Genomic DNA, 17,004 nt, shown 5'->3' on the forward strand with positions numbered 1-17,004 from the left:
TTGGAATCGAAAGATTCTCATTTAAAAACAACAAAATAAGGAAAACATAGAATGGCTAAGGGGCAATCTTTGCAAGATCCGTTCCTGAACGCATTACGTCGTGAAAGGGTTCCGGTCTCAATTTATTTGGTTAACGGCATCAAATTGCAGGGTCAGATTGAATCTTTTGACCAGTTTGTCATTTTACTAAAAAACACGGTTAGTCAGATGGTTTATAAGCATGCTATCTCTACCGTTGTCCCTGCTCGCCCTGTTTCTCACCATAGTGGCAGTGCTACTGGCGGTGCGGGTAATGGTAACTACAACTCTGGTGCTTCAACTCAACAGGATGGCGAAGCTGCTGAGTAATACCAGTTGTGCGTTAAAATTCAAGGAAAACATGGGTAGGGAGACTTTACCTGTGTTTTTCCTTTGTATTTCTAGTGATTAAGCCTAAGAGGTTATAGCCCTTGTTTGATAGGTATGAAGGCGGTGAACTGGCTGTATTGGTGCATGTCTTTTTCTCCCAAGAAAAGGACACTGAAAATCTGGCAGAATTTGAGTCACTCGTGACATCGGCGGGTGTGAAACCTGTACAGATAGTAACAGGCAGTCGTAAGTCTCCCCATCCTAAATATTATGTTGGAGAAGGGAAAGCGGAAGAAATCGCTGAAGCTGTGAAGGAAAGTGGCGCAGATGTGGTGCTATTTAACCATACGCTGAGTCCAGCACAGGAACGTAATCTCGAAAGGTTATGCCAATGTAAGGTCGTAGACCGAACAGGGGTGATTTTAGATATTTTCGCTCAAAGGGCGCGGACACATGAAGGTAAACTTCAAGTTGAATTAGCGCAGTTACGCCATTTATCGACCCGTTTGGTAAGAGGATGGACGCACCTTGAGCGGCAAAAAGGTGGGATTGGTTTACGTGGTCCTGGTGAAACTCAGTTAGAGACAGACCGTCGGTTATTAAGGGGCAAAATTAGCCAAATTTTATCCCGTCTCAGCCGAGTAGAAAAACAACGTGAGCAAGGGCGCCAAGCACGAAATAAAGCGGATATTCCGACAATTTCGCTGGTGGGTTATACCAACGCCGGTAAATCAAGTTTATTTAACCGGATGACGGCTTCCGATGTTTACGCTGCTGACCAACTATTTGCAACACTTGATCCAACATTAAGACGTATTAACGTGGAAGATGTTGGGCCAGTAGTACTTGCGGATACTGTTGGTTTTATTCGTCACTTGCCACATGATTTGGTTGCTGCCTTTAAAGCAACACTGCAGGAAACGCGTGAAGCAACGTTATTGCTCCATGTTATTGATGCAGCAGATAGCCGTTTGGATGAAAATATTCACGCGGTCGAAAGTGTATTGGAAGAAATTGAAGCAGATGAGATCCCAACACTTTTAGTCATGAACAAAGTGGATATGCTGGAAGACTTCATCCCGCGTATCGACAGAAATGAGGATAACAAGCCTGTTCGTGTCTGGGTATCAGCACAAACGGGTGACGGTATCCCCTTGTTGCTACAAGCATTGACGGAACGCCTTTCAGGTGAAATCGCACACGTTGAAATGCGTTTGCCACCGAGTGAAGGCCGCTTACGTAGCCGTTTTTATCAACTCCAAGCCATTGAACGCGAGTGGCAGGAAGAAGATGGTTCAATTGGCCTTGAGGTGCGTATGCCGATGGTTGATTGGCAGCGTTTGTGCAAACAGGAACAACAATTGCCTAGCTATGTGATTTAACATATCGCTAGGAAATGGAATTGATATTAAGAGTTATTTGTTGCTCTTAACCCGAAAAATCAATCATAAAGATATGGAGCTAAAACATGGCGTGGAATCAGCCCGGTAATGACGGACAAGACCGCGATCCGTGGGGAAGCGGCAATAAAGGCGGCAACTCTGGCGGGAATAAAGGTGGTCGAAAACGTGGGGCTTCTGATCTCGACGATCTCTTTCGTAAGCTGAGCAACAAGCTTGGCGGTAAAAAAGGCGGCAGCGGTGGTGGTGATGGTGATAATAAACAGCCATTCCAAATCAGCGGTCGCTTTGGTGTATTGGCTCTCGCGGCAGTCGTCGTTGTATGGGCGGGTTCAGGTTTTTATACCATCAAGGAAAGTGACCGAGGTGTGATACTACGCTTTGGTGAATACAGTGGTATTGTCGGACCTGGTTTGAACTGGAAACCAACTTTTATTGATAAAGTGATTCCAGTTAACGTTGAAACCGTTCGTGAACAAGCGACGAATGGTATGATGTTAACCTCAGACGAAAACGTGATCCGCGTTGAGATGAACGTGCAGTATCGTGTGACTAATCCTAAAGAATATCTATTCAGCGTCACTAACCCTGATAACAGCTTACGTCAGGCACTTGATAGTGCAGTCCGTGGCGTAATCGGTCAGTCAGCGATGGAACAAGTGCTTACAACGAATCGAGCATTTATTCGTGATGTAACACAAAGGGATCTGGAAGCGACGATAGAGCCATACAAAATGGGGATTACGGTACTCGATGTTAACTTCCAAGCTGCTCGTCCGCCTGAAGATGTTAAGGCTGCCTTTGATGACGTAATTGCAGCACGGGAAGAAGAGCAAAAAACGATTCGTGAAGCACATGCTTATCGTAACGAAGTGCTACCAATGGCAAAAGGTAATGCGCAAAAACTGATCGAAGAAGCTGAAGCTTATAAGGCGAGTGTGGTCTTTAAAGCAGAGGGTGAGGTTGCAAGTTTTGCAAAAATGTTGCCTGAATATCGTGCAGCACCTGAAATTACCCGTGAACGACTCTACATTGATACCATGGAGCGTGTTTTAAGTAATACACGTAAAGTTATCGCTAATGATAAGAGTAATAGCATGTTAGTACTGCCATTAGAGCAATTAATGCGTGGTAATAACAACAATACAGCAGCACCAAAAACGGGCTTAGAACCAAAAGTGATGAATCCAAATACGACTAACAATTCATCATCTTCGGGTACTCAGCCTGCACAGCAAAGCAGTAATGTGCGCGGTGATACTGTTCGAGTAGGGAGACAATAATCATGCGTAATTCGCTAATTGTTATTATTATTGCTATTTTGGCAGTCGCTTACGCATCCATTTTTATTGTCCCTCAAGCCGATCGCGGTATTGTGCTGCGTTTTGGTAAGGTTGTGCGTGACGCTGACAATAAACCTATCATTTATGAGCCAGGTTTGCATTTTAAAGTGCCTTTCATCGAAACGGTGAAAATGCTTGATGCGCGTATTCAGACATTGGAAATCCAAGCTGACCGCTATTTGACAAGTGAAAACAAAGACTTGATGGTAGACTCCTACCTGAAATGGCGCATTACTGACTTTAGCCGTTATTATGTGGCAACGGGTGGTGGTAGCTCAGATCAAGCTGAAACATTCTTAAAACGTAAGTTTAGTGACCGTTTGCGCTCTGAGTTTGGTCGTCTGAGTGTTAAAGATATTATTACAGACTCACGTGGTCGTTTGACTGTTGATGTGCGCGAAGCTCTGAACGTAGGTTCAGCATCTGATGAATCGACTAAGGAAGTCGATGCAGAGATTGCTTCTGCGGCAGCGCGCGTTGAAGAAGAGACTAACTTAACGCCGTTAGTCGCTAACGCAAACAGTATGGCTGCTTTAGGGATTGAAGTTGTTGACGTTCGTATCAAACGTATTGAGTTACCGAACGAAGTTTCTGAGGCTATCTATGCGCGTATGCGTGCAGAGCGTGAAGCGGTTGCACGTCAGCATCGTTCACAAGGCCAAGAAGAAGCCACGAAGATCCGTGCGGTGGCTGATAAAACTGTGACTGAAACGTTAGCAGAAGCTGAACGTACAGCATTGACTCTACGCGGTGAAGGGGATGCGATGGCAACAAAACTGTTTGCTGACGCATTCAACCAAGACCCAGAGTTTTATGCCTTTATCCGTAGCTTACGTGCCTATGAGCACAGCTTTAATAGCGGTGAGGACGTGATGGTATTAAGCCCAGACACAGACTTCTTCCGCTTTATGAAAGCACCAACCAAGTTGCGTGCAACGGATTAAAATAACTGTTAAGCTAATAAAGAAAAGCCCGCTTCGCGGGCTTTTTTTACGTCTGTCTCTTTAAGTATTAGATTTTTCAGGGAAAACTAATACTGTCTAATCTGGTCGCTATCAGTTGGATTGATGACAGAAATAAAAAAGGCCATTTTTTCTTGCTTTCCAGAAAAAAATTTTTTGCTGTGCAAAAAATCACTGGAACAGATTATTTTAGATGGTAGAATTCATTTTTAAGCAACCGAGTGTATTTTGAAATGGGTAAGAACGTTGTCGTACTGGGCACCCAATGGGGTGACGAAGGAAAGGGCAAGATCGTCGACTTGCTGACAGAGCGTGCTAAATATGTAGTTCGCTATCAGGGCGGCCATAATGCTGGCCATACTCTTGTTGTAAACGGTGAAAAAACCGTTCTCCACTTAATTCCATCCGGTATTCTTCGTGAAAATGTCATCAGCATTATTGCTAATGGTGTCGTACTCGCGCCTGACGCATTGATGAAAGAGATGAAGCAATTAGAAGATCGCGGTGTTCCTGTTCGCGAACGCTTACGTATTTCTGAAGCATGCCCACTGATCCTGCCTTATCATATCGCATTAGACAATGCGCGCGAAAAAGCGCGTGGCGCGAAAGCGATTGGTACTACGGGTCGTGGTATTGGTCCTGCTTATGAAGACAAAGTTGCTCGCCGTGGCCTGCGCGTTGGCGATCTGTTTGACAAAGCAACCTTTGCTGAAAAACTAAAAGAAATTGTTGAATACCACAACTTCCAGTTGGTGAATTACTATAAAGAACCCGCTGTTGATTATCAGAAAACCCTTGATGATATCATGGCAGTCGCTGATATTCTGACTGGCATGGTAGTTGATGTTTCTGATCTGCTCTATAAAGCACATCAGAAGAATGAATTAGTCATGTTCGAAGGTGCACAAGGCACTTTATTGGATATTGACCACGGTACTTATCCGTACGTGACCTCTTCCAACACAACCGCGGGTGGTGTTGCGACAGGTTCAGGCTTAGGCCCACGTTATGTAAGCTATGTTTTGGGTATCATTAAAGCTTACTCTACTCGTGTAGGGGCTGGTCCATTCCCAACTGAGTTATTTGACGAAACGGGTGATTTCCTACGTGAAAAAGGCCAAGAGTTCGGTGCAACAACAGGTCGTAAGCGCCGCACGGGTTGGTTAGATATCGTGGCGATTAACCGTGCTGTTCAGATCAACTCACTGTCTGGCTTCTGTATGACGAAACTAGACGTTTTAGATGGCCTGAAAGAAGTAAAAATTTGTGTAGGCTATCGTCGTCCAGATGGTACTGTTCTTGAAACAACACCATTAGCTGCTGATGAGTGGGAAGGTTTAGAGCCTGTCTATGAAGTATTACCAGGCTGGAGCGAAACAACGTTCGGTGTGAAAGACAGAGCGCTGTTACCACAAGCTGCGTTAGACTATATCAAGCGTGTTGAAGAGTTGACTGGTGTTCCGGTTGATATCATCTCAACAGGTCCTGATCGTTCTGAAACGATGATCTTACGCGACCCGTTTGACGCTGAATAATATCGAGCCTAATCTTTAGGTTTAGAGAAAAAACACCGAATATTTCGGTGTTTTTTTTATCAATTAATCACGTTTTAAATGGGCTAAATCGCTACCGGATGGGTGTTGATAGATCCGTAATTTGAAATATTTAGCGGATGCGTTGACGTACTCGAATATTTCCGACTGCACTTCTTCATAATCCACCCAAGTTGTGGAACGAGTAAAACAGTATATTTCGACAGGAAGACCATTAGGTGTTGGTGGCATGGTTCTGATCACTAAATACATATCAGCTCTGACATCCCCGCGCATTTTTATCCAATTTAAAATATATTTTCTAAACAATTGGAGATTGGTCACGCCATTGTCAATCATCCATTCATTGATATTACCGAGTTCGCCTTTCTCTTCGAGCATTGTTTCTAGGCTTTTACGCAGTGGTGCCGTATTCTTTAATTCATTCAATAACGCTTCGGTTGCAAATTCAATTGATGATTGGTCGATATAAAAACTACGCTTAATCCTACGGCCACCCGAAGAGAACATGGGTTGCCAGTTTGTGTATTTCTCCGTGAGAAAATCTTTAGTCGGAATACGTGAAATCGTGTTATCCCAATTACGAATGGTGATGGTGTGCAGTGCGATATCGATGACTTCACCGCTAATATTACTACTTGGTAGCTCTATCCAATCATAAAGTTTTAAGACTTTCCCATTAGAAACTAAAATATTTGCTACAAACGACAGTAAGGTATGTTGGAATACAAACATTAATACCGCTGCGATTGCACCAAAACTGGAAATAATAATGACAGGTGATTGGTCCGTCATTAATGCGATAATAAGGATAAATGAAATAATCCAAACAATAATTTTGGCGATTTCAATATACCCTTTGATGGAGTTATTTCGATGCAAAGTTCGGGTCGTTTGCCGTAAAATAAAGACATCAAGGCCATCATTGACTAGCCCTGCACCATTGATCACAATGAGCGACCAACAAATGGTTTTGAAGGTTATATTGACTTCATCGGAGAATGAGGGCAGCAACTGATTAAGGTAAAGTACCAAGGTTACAGCGACAATTGAGGCTATTTTCTTCGCAACACCATCAATCAAGTCATCATCGGTTAAGTTAGTCAGTAACGGTAGCAACCGTCGGGCAAACCGCAAAAAAATCACTTTTCCCACAAACCAAGTGAGCAGCAGGATCACGACTAAAAGCGAGGTCATTAATAGGGTGTTGTTCGAGATAACATTATAAATTTCAGCAAGTTGTTCCATAGTATCCTACATCATATCCTCAATGTGCTGATGGCTTATTATAAAATGAGCAAACTAAAAAGAATTGATGATAAAAGTGATATATAGGTTTTCGGTTCACTCTAATATCCTTTTAGATAGTGCAAATCCACGAGTGGCCTTAGCAATCTATGTTATTATAGGTATGATTAGCGTTATGGCATTACTCGCTATTGACATATTATTAGTCAAATTATGTCAATAAAACACCGCATAATGGCAAATAATCATAGATATGTATTGTTATTGAGGGGATATTACCTCTTTGTGGTAAGCTAAACTAGAATGAAAAGGTCGCTTATGGTTGCAAATTAAAGCGTTATTCGTCGTAGTTATTGGGTATAAAACAGTAACGGGGTGTGATGTCGCTACAATTTGAAATTAATAAGTCGGTAAGGTCAGATAACCATTGGCAAAGCCGAAATTTTGAGGTGATTGTGCAACTAACGAGTTTTACAGATTATGGGTTACGTGCTCTGATTTACTTGGCATCCCTTCCTGAAGGGAAAATGACCAGTATCACAGAAGTTACTGAAGTTTATGGAGTCTCCCGCAATCATATGGTTAAGATTATTAATCAGCTCAGTCATCTTGGTTATGTTAAAGCAACGCGAGGTAAAAATGGCGGGATCACCCTAGGCCAACCCGCGGAAACGATCCGTGTTGGGGATGTAGTAAGAGCTCTGGAACCTCTGACACTGGTGAACTGTAGTGGTGAATTTTGTCATATTACGCCAGCCTGCCGTTTGAAGGGTGTGCTTCATCAGGCAATACAACAATTTTTAAAAGAACTCGATAAACATACGCTGGCTGATATGGTGAAAGACAACAGCCCGCTTTATCAATTACTGCTTGATTAAATGATGCGGTAATTACAAATTCTGATGACAACGGAGGTAACGATGTCACGCGATCCTTTTCAGGAAAGAGAAGCAGAAAAATACGACTCCCCAATTCCTAGCAGAGAATTCATTCTCGAACTCCTCACTAAGCGCTCGGCTCCAGCAAAACGTGAAGAAATTGCACAATTATTAAACCTCTCTTCTGAAGAAGAGTTAGAAGCATTACGCCGTCGCCTGCGTGCAATGGAGCGTGATGGGCAATTGGTGTTTACCCGCCGCCAATGTTACGCACTACCTGAGCGTTTAGACCTCCTCAAAGGAAAAGTAATAGGTCACCGTGATGGTTATGGCTTCTTGCGAGTTGAAGGTAAAAAAGAAGATTACTATTTGTCACAAGACGAAATGAAACGTGCATTGCACGGTGATGTTATTTTAGCACAAGCTTATGGTCAGGACCGTAAAGGGCGTACAGAGGTACGTGTGGTCCGTGTCCTTGAACCTCGTAATAACCAAATTGTTGGTCGCTATTTTATTGAGTCAGGTATGGGGTTTGTTGTGCCTGATGATAGCCGCTTAAGCTTCGATATTTTGATCCCTAAAGACCAAATTAATGGCGCGCGAATGGGGAACGTGGTGGTGGTTGAATTAATCACGAGACCACAGCGTCGCTCTCAGGCGGTAGGTCATATTATTGAAGTATTAGGGGAAAGTATGGGAACGGGAATGGCAGTCGAAATTGCCTTGCGTACCCATGAAATCCCACATACATGGCCCCCTCAAGTGGAAAAGCAGGTCGCTGACTTAAATGAACAAGTACCAGAGTCTGCTAAAAAAGGCCGCGTCGATTTACGTGATTTGCCACTCGTGACTATCGATGGTGAAGATGCTCGTGACTTTGATGATGCAGTACACTGTGCGCCGAAAAAAGGAGGTGGCTGGCGCTTGTGGGTTGCGATAGCTGATGTTAGCTATTATGTTCGTCAACAAACCGCCCTTGATGATGAAGCGCGTAGCCGCGGTAACTCGGTCTATTTCCCATCACAAGTTGTTCCGATGTTACCGGAAGTGTTATCGAACGGCCTGTGTTCACTGAATCCAGGTGTCGATCGCTTGTGTATGGTATGCGAAATGACCGTGTCGGCATCTGGTCGCTTATCATCATATAAATTCTATGAAGCGGTGATGAACTCTCACGCAAGATTAACCTACACTAAAGTATGGAAAATCTTGCAAGGTGATGAAGAGTTACGCGAACACTACAAAGCATTAGTGCCTCATATTGAACAGCTTCATGCTCTGTATAAAACGTTAGATAATGCACGTATTGGCCGCGGGGCCATCTCTTTTGAATCTGAAGAAGCGAAGTTTATCTTTAATGCTGAACGTCGTATTGAGCGTATTGAGCCTGTAGAGCGTAATGATGCTCATAAACTGATTGAAGAGTGTATGATCTTAGCCAACATTGCGGCGGCTCGTTTTGTTGAAAAACATGAAGAGCCTGCATTGTATCGTGTGCATGATCGCCCGAAAGAAGAGAGCGTGATGAATTTACGTTCTGTATTTAGTGAGTTAGGGTTAACCTTGCCGGGGGGAATGAAACCGGAGCCGAAAGATTATGCACAGGTCATGAATGAAGTGGCTGACCGTCCTGATCATGAGTTGCTGCAAACCATGATCTTGCGGTCAATGAAGCAAGCCATTTATGATCCAGAAAACCGAGGTCACTTTGGGCTTGCTTTAAAATCCTACGCTCACTTTACATCGCCAATTCGTCGTTATCCCGATCTAACGTTGCATAGAGGTATCAAGTACTTACTGGCTAAAGAGCAGGGGCATACCGATCATCGTTGGACGCCAACAGGTGGCTGGCACTACGATATGGATAGCATGTTGCAGTTAGGTGAACATTGCTCAATGACTGAACGCCGTGCCGATGAGGCGACTCGCGATGTGGCGGATTGGTTAAAATGTGACTTTATGCAAGACCAAGTTGGTCAAGTGTTTACTGGGTTGATTACCAGTGTGACAGGCTTTGGCTTCTTTGTACGCCTTAATGATTTGTTCATTGATGGCTTAGTGCATGTTTCGACGCTGGATAACGATTACTATCGCTATGATGCTGTGGGTCAACGTTTGATTGGTGAATCATCGGGAACCACATATCGACTTGGTGATGAAGTTGAAATTCGTGTTGAAGCCGTGCATATGGATGAGCGTACGATTGATTTCGCGTTGATTTCAACGACACGTAAAGCTAAAAATCCGGGTAAAACAGCCCGTGATAAAATGAAAAAAGAAGTCAAAAATGCCACTAAATCCGCGCGTGGTAAACGCGATGTAAGCCGAGATAAAAACTTCGAGCCTGATTCAGCATTCCGTCGCTCAGACAAAAATGGCAAGAAAACGGATAAAAAAGCGGGTAAGAAGGCAGAGACAAAGGCGAAAAGTAAAAAAGCCTCTGACAAAACGAAGAAAATCAGTGCAAAATTAAAAGCAAAACGTGCAGCGAAAAAAGCCCAGAAGCAAGAAGGGTAATTGACCCTGCTGAATCAAATAAGGTGGCGTAATGCCACCTTGAATTCTATCAACAAAAAAGATATTTATGAGCGAAATTATTTACGGCATTCATGCGGTGAAAGCCTTGCTTGATCGTGACGCATCACGGTTCAAAGAAGTCTATATTTTAAAAGGGCGTGAAGATCGCCGTCTAATGCCGATTATCCATGAAATCGAGTCACTGGGTATTGTTGTACAAGTGGCGAATCGTCAATGGATGGATGCACAAACAGAAGGCGCGGTTCATCAAGGGATCATTGCGAAAGTGTTGCCGGGTAAACAGTACCAAGAGGGTGATTTACCTGATTTTCTTGAAAGTACAGACACGCCTTTTTTATTAGTTTTAGACGGTGTTACTGATCCTCATAACTTAGGGGCATGCTTGCGTAGTGCTGATGCCGCCGGTGTTCATGCGGTGATTGTGCCAAAAGATAAGTCTGCACAGTTAAATGCGACAGCAAAAAAAGTGGCATGCGGTGCGGCTGAAAGTGTTCCGCTATTCCGTGTGACAAACTTAGCCAGAACATTGCGTCTGTTAAAAGAGTACAATGTGTGGATTGTTGGTACTGCTGGTGAAGCCGATCATACGCTTTATCAAAGTAAGCTTACAGGGCCAATGGCATTGGTGATGGGAGCGGAAGGTGAAGGTATGCGCCGTTTGACTCGTGAACATTGTGATGAGTTGATCAGCATTCCTATGGCGGGTACGGTTTCGTCACTGAATGTCTCTGTTGCAACAGGGATTTGTTTGTTTGAAGCGGTTCGTCAACGTGCCGAGAAGTCAGCCGTAGAATAAATATTCTCTGATATTTGTCTCCATCCCTTGAGTTTTTTCTCAGGGATGGGTATAGTTACGCGTCAATTTTTTAGCCGCACTCAACAAGTTCCTTGCCTCCGCGGGCCGCGGTTAACCCTGACAGGAGGCTGAATAATCCGTAAGGAGCAACTACTAATGCGTCATTACGAAATCGTTTTTATGGTCCATCCTGACCAAAGCGAACAGGTTCCGGGCATGATCGAGCGTTACAGTGCGACAATCACTAACGCACAAGGTCAGATCCACCGTCTGGAAGACTGGGGCCGTCGTCAACTGGCTTACCCAATCAATAAACTGCACAAAGCTCACTATGTTCTGATGAACGTAGAAGCTCCACAGGAAGCGATTGATGAGCTGGAAACTAACTTCCGCTTCAACGATGCCGTTATCCGCAGCATGGTTATGCGCGTTAAACACGCGGTGACAGAAGCTTCTCCAATGGTTAAAGCTAAAGACGAACGTCGTAGCCGTGACCTGGCTGATGAATATCAGGATGAAGAAGCTGAAGAAGCTGGGGATTCTGAAGAGTAATTGCGCAGGTGTTCACTAATCGTTTGGTGCTCACAGGCACGGTCTGTAAAGCATTAATTCGAAAAGTGAGTCCGTCGGGTATTCCTCACTGCCAGTTTGTTTTAGAACATCGTTCACAACAACAGGAAGCGGGATTGACTCGGCAAGCATGGTGCAGAATGCCCATCATTGTTAGCGGACAAGCCTTACAAGCCCATACTCACAGTATAACGGTCGGCAGTCGAATTACAGTGACAGGTTTTATTAGTACCCATCAAGGGCGCAATGGACTGAGTAAACTGGTTCTTCATGCCGAGCAGATTGATTTGATAGATTCTGGAGACTAGCCATATGGCACGTTATTTCCGTCGTCGCAAGTTCTGCCGTTTCACAGCGGAAGGCGTTCAAGAGATCGACTATAAAGATATCGCAACGCTGAAAAACTATATCACTGAAAGTGGTAAAATTGTACCAAGCCGTATCACCGGTACTCGTGCAAAATATCAGCGTCAGCTCGCTCGTGCTATCAAGCGCGCTCGCTACCTGTCTCTGTTGCCATATACTGATCGTCATCAGTAATTGGTACAGTCCATTAACGACTTTAAGAGGATAAGGTAATGCAAGTTATTCTGCTTGATAAAGTAGCTAACCTAGGTAGCCTGGGTGATCAGGTTAACGTTAAATCGGGCTATGCTCGTAACTACTTAGTTCCACAGGGCAAAGCTGTTCCTGCAACTAAGAAAAACATCGAATTCTTCGAAGCTCGCCGTGCTGAACTAGAAGCTAAATTGGCTGAAGTTCTGGCAGCAGCTCAAGCTCGTGCAGAAGCTGTTAATGCACTGGGCTCTGTGACTATTGCTTCTAAAGCAGGTGACGAAGGTAAACTGTTTGGTTCTATCGGTACTCGTGATATCGCTGATGCAGTCACTGCAGCAGGCGTTGCAATCGCGAAAAGCGAAGTTCGCCTACCAAACGGCGTTCTGCGTACTACTGGTGACCACGAAGTTCACTTCCAGTTACACAGCGATGTTTTTGCTGAGCTGAACGTTATCATCGTTGCTGAGTAATCAAAAATGATGGTAGTACTATCGGACTTATTCGATGGTACAAAAAAACACCGGCTTGTCCGGTGTTTTTTATTGCCTAAAAACTGTTATTTTTACTTAAAAGTCGTAAGCGTTTTACCTATCCTGCTGCTTTCCACGAAATAACCTTATTCACACCACTCCATCCTATATCAAGTACAGTGATACCACTGATTTGCGACTTTGATAGAAAATGGCAATAGCCTAATTTTCTCAAGTGTGAGTTAGAGTCGGAGCAATCGAGCTAAATGCGATTGCGTAATAGCAAATTTACCGCGTAAGGTTGATTGACAGTATGTGGCATAAAGCGAAATGGGATTTTTTGTATAAACATTAATGCCCCAGCTATTGCCTGATAGTGGAGCGTTAATGTTTTAACGAATAACTAAGGTGTACGGTAGTAACTACCATCACTTAAACGGGCAAAACTAACCGTTTTACCTTCCGCAGTTGTCACTTCTAAAAGCTGTACTTCACCTTTGGCATTCGCTTTCAAACGAATTTTCTGCCCTTGGCGCAAGTTACTCAATGGTTTTTCTGGGCCTTCAACGCGTGCCATGATAAATGCATCGTTGGCTTGCAGATGATTATCACGAAATAACTGAGCCAGTGTTTTTCCTTTTTGGACTTGATAATTTTGCCAATTATTAGTGGAAGGACGCGTAGCTGGACGCTTCTCTTGCTCTGTTGGTGTGGTCTGTTTTGGCTCTGATGGTGTGACCGGTTGCTTAGGTTGCTCGACAGTGGTAGGTGGAACGGTTTCAACGGGAGGCTCTTGAATAATTTCAGGCTCATTAGGTAAACGCGTTTGTGTGTCGTCTGTTCCACTACTGATGGTTGGCTCCTCCGAAGGGGCTTGGGTCACAATTTCCGGTGCTGTGGGTGGTGGAACTACAATAGGTTGTGGCTGATTTTGTGCTATTTGCTGATCGCTGTTTTTGTCATCGACAGGTATAAAAAACGCCGCGATGATAATGATCGTTAAAACAGCAATACCAATACGATGAAATATTGAAAGTTTAAACATGACTCCTCCTTGATTGAGGAAACCCTAACAACAGGCAAAATAACTTGTGATAACAAGAATACTAGCACTGATTTGTAGTAATTTGATTACCCTAAGTTATTTTTCAGAGAACACTGAGCGGGATCAGGCTGTCCGAAAGGCTTTTATTCTTGATAGGCATTGTTTAGGTTTACCCATAAGAGGGGGGCTGTTATCCTTGGTTTTTTATCAAAAACCATACAGGTATTTTCATGGCAAACCAAAATTTTGATTCAGTAGAAGCTCAAGCAAGCTACGGTATTGGCCTGCAAGTTGGTCAACAACTATTAGAGTCTGGCTTAGAAGGCCTAGAGCCGGCAGCTATCTTAGCGGGTCTTACTGACGCATTAGAAGGTAATATGCCTTCAGTTCCCGTCGAAGCGCTACATAAAGCGTTACGTGAAATCCATGAGCGTGCAGATGCTGTTCGTGTAGCTCGCCAAGAAGCGATGGCCGCAGAAGGCCGTGCATTCCTTGAAGAAAACCAAAAACGTGAAGGTGTCTCAACCACTGAGTCTGGTTTGCAATTTTCTGTCATTAACCAAGGCGAAGGCGCAATTCCTACACGTACAGACCGTGTTCGCGTACATTATACCGGTCGCTTGATTGATGGTACTGTATTTGACAGCTCAGTGCAGCGCGGTCAACCCGCAGAGTTCCCTGTTAGCGGCGTTATTCAAGGTTGGATTGAAGCATTAACACTGATGCCTGTCGGTTCTAAATGGGAACTTTATATCCCTTCCGAGCTTGCTTATGGCGAACGTGGTGCAGGCGCATCTATTCCGCCATTCAGCACGCTAGTCTTTGAAGTTGAGTTACTCGAAATTCTGTAATCTTGGCGGTCAGTATAACTGACTAAGCTACTATCAGGGCTTTGCAGGTCAGCCTTTTTATTATGAAGGCGAGGCCGCAAAGCCCTTTTTATGTTTTAAGCGGTAGGCGTAATTGTGGGTGAATCTTTTTTCGTTCTAAACACCCGTTTATTTATAAGACGTGCAATGATAATAAAAATCACAATCCCAACGATGACGAAGAACTTATCTAAAGTGGCGATTTGTTGATTGGCCTTTATTGATAAATAGAGTAAGAATGCTAACAGGCTCATTATCGCCAGTAGTATAATGGTATTAATGAACGAAAGAAGCATTAAACGTTTTACCTTGAGTTGACTTCCTTGGAAAGGAATTGATCTATATATACTTAAAAGGAAGATAACGATAGCAGCTGCTGTTGCAGGAAATAACATGTCAGACGCTTGGTAACTCAGAAGCAAGAAACCTTTTAATATCAGTTGATTCTCCTTGAATAATGCAATGCTATATACTGTGATAAAGGTGATAACAAGCGTAAAACATAACATGGTTATGATATAGAGTGCATTGTAAATTAACCCATGATTTTTTTTTGTTAATACGAAATCATGACGCGCTTTTTTACAAAAAAATATTCTTGGTATAAATAGCAAAATAAGTATCAAGACGTTGATAATGCTAACTATAATGGAAAACCTGTAGGCATACACTAAGCTGGGGCGATGATATAATCCTATCCCTCCAAATGTCTTGTTCATGACTATGCCACTTAAGTGTTGCGTAAATTTGAGAATAAAAAAGTAGACAATGGCAATACCCGCAACAATAAGTATATTTTTAAGGTTAGCTTGGTTCAATTTGGTGTAGTAAAAGATAAGGCAAGTGGAAAGTAGGAAGATAAAAATCTTAATGAACCACTCTACCCTTAGGCCATATATAATCGAATTTAAATAATGCGGTGGCGCGTATAATAATGGTTGGATTGTCACGCTATAAAACCACAAATATTCAGTGAGGATCCAAACACTCACAAATATGGCGGGTAATCTAAAAAAAGAGAGTTTGGCTGCATTTGATTGACTCATTTTTATTCCTAAATTTTAGAGAATCACATAATTGATAGCGGTGATATATAAATAGAAGATTACATTCCCGTTCAAAAATGCTATCAAGCTTACTGTCATTTTTACTTATTGTTCTGTATGGCATTAAATCATAATGCGTTGTTGCTACTCGAGAATGGATCATAACGTTTGCTATCTTAATGTTGCCATCGGGCATAAATATAGGAATTTTTCTTAGTAGCGTGAGAGCTAAAAACCTAAACTAACTTCGGATATATATTCACAATCTATAATTGCTTTTATTTAAAAGAAGCTCACGGCTCTCGCTTATTTGTTTCTTACGCATACAAAACAATGGATTAAGCAATATCACTATTGCAAATGTCGAGTAATAAATCAAACTTAAAGCAAAATATAAAGCACTATTCTGATATAACGCAACATTTCCCCAAGAACACTATTCTTTTCATTAATTGAAACTACTTAGAAAGAAAATAATGTAGATTGATAAGGTAAGTGTGAACGGTTTCTGTGGCTTCAATTAGCGTGCACTTACTATCTATGGCTGTTAATCTTAAGGTAAAGAGTGATGGAAAAGAGGTGAATCATGCTAAAACAAATTTGTGAACTGGCTATCGATGCAGGCTCTGCCATTATGGAGATCTATCATGCTCAAGAACCGCTACAAGTTGAGCAAAAAAGCGATAAATCTCCGGTGACGGCTGCGGATATTGCCGCTCATCAAATTATTACAGCGGGTTTGACTCGCATTGCACCGGATATTCCTCAGTTATCTGAAGAAGACCCCCCTTCATGGAATGAACGCAAAGGTTGGCAACGGTATTGGTTGGTTGATCCACTTGATGGCACAAAAGAATTTATTCATCGTAATGGGGATTTTACCGTTAACATTGCCTTGATTGAAAAGGGTATGCCCGTTATGGGGGTTATTTATGCGCCCGCCAAAGGCTTGCTCTATTATGCGGAGGGTAATCAAGCGTGGAAAGAAGAGGGTGGGCATAAACAGTCAATCCATGTTAAAGATATAACACCTCCAATCATAGCGATTAGCCGCTCTCATCAAGACGCTGAATTACGTGATTACCTTGCACAATTGGGGAACCATGACACGGTAGAAATTGGCTCATCATTAAAATTTTGCTTGGTAGCGGAAGGGAAAGCGCAGCTCTATCCTCGCTTTGGGCCAACTAACATTTGGGATACAGCAGCAGGGCATGCAATCGCAATGGCAGCTGGGGCTAAGGTGCTTGATTGGAATGGCAAAACATTAGATTACACACCACGTGAATCCTTTTTAAACCCAGGTTTTCGCGTAACGTTATTTTAAACTATGGTGAAATAATGTCGGGTAAATAACTTTATTTACCCGACAGCGCTGAA

General features: G+C 43.0%; 17 protein-coding genes. 14 read left to right on the forward strand and 3 right to left on the reverse strand.

Annotation, left to right across the window (positions count from 1 at the left end; all coding sequences use genetic code 11):
- The first annotated feature begins 51 nt into the window (after nt 1-51).
- The 5 genes from hfq (at nt 52) to PR699_RS02340 (ending at nt 5,588) form a co-directional block, all read left to right on the forward strand.
- A complete protein-coding gene (hfq, locus tag PR699_RS02320; protein WP_004915637.1) occupies nt 52-348 on the forward strand; it encodes an RNA chaperone Hfq in 297 nt (98 codons plus the stop codon).
- 101 nt (nt 349-449) lie between these two features.
- Entirely contained in the window at nt 450-1,730 is a 1,281-nt protein-coding gene (gene hflX, locus PR699_RS02325) for a ribosome rescue GTPase HflX (protein ID WP_004915641.1), read from the forward strand.
- A gap of 86 nt (nt 1,731-1,816) precedes the next feature.
- Nucleotides 1,817-3,031, forward strand: coding sequence for an FtsH protease activity modulator HflK (gene hflK, locus PR699_RS02330; RefSeq protein ID WP_004915644.1), 1,215 nt, complete (start codon nt 1,817-1,819; stop codon nt 3,029-3,031).
- 2 nt (nt 3,032-3,033) lie between these two features.
- Nucleotides 3,034-4,035 carry a protease modulator HflC gene (gene hflC / locus PR699_RS02335; RefSeq protein WP_004915648.1) on the forward strand — a complete coding sequence of 334 codons (1,002 nt, stop codon included), beginning with the start codon at nt 3,034-3,036 and terminating at the stop codon, nt 4,033-4,035.
- Nucleotides 4,036-4,286: 251 nt separating this feature from the next.
- Nucleotides 4,287-5,588 (forward strand): adenylosuccinate synthase, encoded by a 1,302-nt coding sequence (locus tag PR699_RS02340; protein WP_014657305.1) that lies wholly within the window; start codon nt 4,287-4,289, stop codon nt 5,586-5,588.
- 63 nt (nt 5,589-5,651) lie between these two features.
- Here PR699_RS02340 and PR699_RS02345 read toward each other — a convergent pair whose 3' ends face one another.
- Entirely contained in the window at nt 5,652-6,854 is a 1,203-nt protein-coding gene (locus PR699_RS02345; RefSeq protein ID WP_004915659.1) for a mechanosensitive ion channel family protein, read from the reverse strand.
- A gap of 455 nt (nt 6,855-7,309) precedes the next feature.
- Between PR699_RS02345 and nsrR the strand changes: the two genes are divergently transcribed.
- The 7 genes from nsrR to rplI all read left to right on the forward strand — a co-directional run bounded on the left by nsrR (nt 7,310) and on the right by rplI (nt 12,664).
- On the forward strand, nt 7,310-7,732 hold the full coding sequence (gene nsrR, locus PR699_RS02350) for a nitric oxide-sensing transcriptional repressor NsrR (RefSeq protein WP_014657306.1): 423 nt from the start codon (nt 7,310-7,312) through the stop codon (nt 7,730-7,732).
- Between the two features lie 42 nt (nt 7,733-7,774).
- Nucleotides 7,775-10,249 carry a ribonuclease R gene (rnr, locus tag PR699_RS02355; protein ID WP_014657307.1) on the forward strand — a complete coding sequence of 825 codons (2,475 nt, stop codon included), beginning with the start codon at nt 7,775-7,777 and terminating at the stop codon, nt 10,247-10,249.
- 67 nt (nt 10,250-10,316) lie between these two features.
- On the forward strand, nt 10,317-11,066 hold the full coding sequence (gene rlmB, locus PR699_RS02360; protein ID WP_004915668.1) for a 23S rRNA (guanosine(2251)-2'-O)-methyltransferase RlmB: 750 nt from the start codon (nt 10,317-10,319) through the stop codon (nt 11,064-11,066).
- Nucleotides 11,067-11,222: 156 nt separating this feature from the next.
- Nucleotides 11,223-11,618 (forward strand): 30S ribosomal protein S6, encoded by a 396-nt coding sequence (gene rpsF / locus PR699_RS02365; protein ID WP_004915670.1) that lies wholly within the window; start codon nt 11,223-11,225, stop codon nt 11,616-11,618.
- Between the two features lie 8 nt (nt 11,619-11,626).
- Nucleotides 11,627-11,944, forward strand: a complete 318-nt coding sequence (gene priB / locus PR699_RS02370; RefSeq protein WP_071599631.1) for a primosomal replication protein N — start codon at nt 11,627-11,629, stop codon at nt 11,942-11,944.
- A gap of 4 nt (nt 11,945-11,948) precedes the next feature.
- The gene (rpsR, locus tag PR699_RS02375; protein WP_000135199.1) at nt 11,949-12,176 is read left to right on the forward strand and encodes a 30S ribosomal protein S18; all 228 of its coding nucleotides are present in this window, start codon (nt 11,949-11,951) and stop codon (nt 12,174-12,176) included.
- Between the two features lie 38 nt (nt 12,177-12,214).
- Nucleotides 12,215-12,664, forward strand: coding sequence for a 50S ribosomal protein L9 (gene rplI, locus PR699_RS02380; protein ID WP_004915671.1), 450 nt, complete (start codon nt 12,215-12,217; stop codon nt 12,662-12,664).
- 403 nt (nt 12,665-13,067) lie between these two features.
- Here the strand turns inward: rplI and PR699_RS02385 are convergent, their stop codons facing one another.
- Nucleotides 13,068-13,709 (reverse strand): LysM-like peptidoglycan-binding domain-containing protein, encoded by a 642-nt coding sequence (locus PR699_RS02385; protein WP_004915675.1) that lies wholly within the window; start codon nt 13,707-13,709, stop codon nt 13,068-13,070.
- Between the two features lie 230 nt (nt 13,710-13,939).
- On the opposite strand from PR699_RS02385, the gene fklB reads away from it, so the two are divergent.
- Nucleotides 13,940-14,560, forward strand: a complete 621-nt coding sequence (gene fklB / locus PR699_RS02390) for an FKBP-type peptidyl-prolyl cis-trans isomerase (protein WP_004915679.1) — start codon at nt 13,940-13,942, stop codon at nt 14,558-14,560.
- Between the two features lie 95 nt (nt 14,561-14,655).
- On the opposite strand, the gene PR699_RS02395 is transcribed toward fklB, so the two are convergent.
- Nucleotides 14,656-15,624, reverse strand: coding sequence for a hypothetical protein (locus PR699_RS02395; protein WP_196715686.1), 969 nt, complete (start codon nt 15,622-15,624; stop codon nt 14,656-14,658).
- Between the two features lie 586 nt (nt 15,625-16,210).
- Between PR699_RS02395 and cysQ the strand changes: the two genes are divergently transcribed.
- The gene (gene cysQ / locus PR699_RS02400; protein WP_004915686.1) at nt 16,211-16,951 is read left to right on the forward strand and encodes a 3'(2'),5'-bisphosphate nucleotidase CysQ; all 741 of its coding nucleotides are present in this window, start codon (nt 16,211-16,213) and stop codon (nt 16,949-16,951) included.
- The last annotated feature ends 53 nt before the right edge of the window (nt 16,952-17,004 follow it).

This window comes from Providencia sp. PROV268 (assembly GCF_028477805.1).
Classification (GTDB): Bacteria; Pseudomonadota; Gammaproteobacteria; order Enterobacterales; family Enterobacteriaceae; genus Providencia; species Providencia stuartii.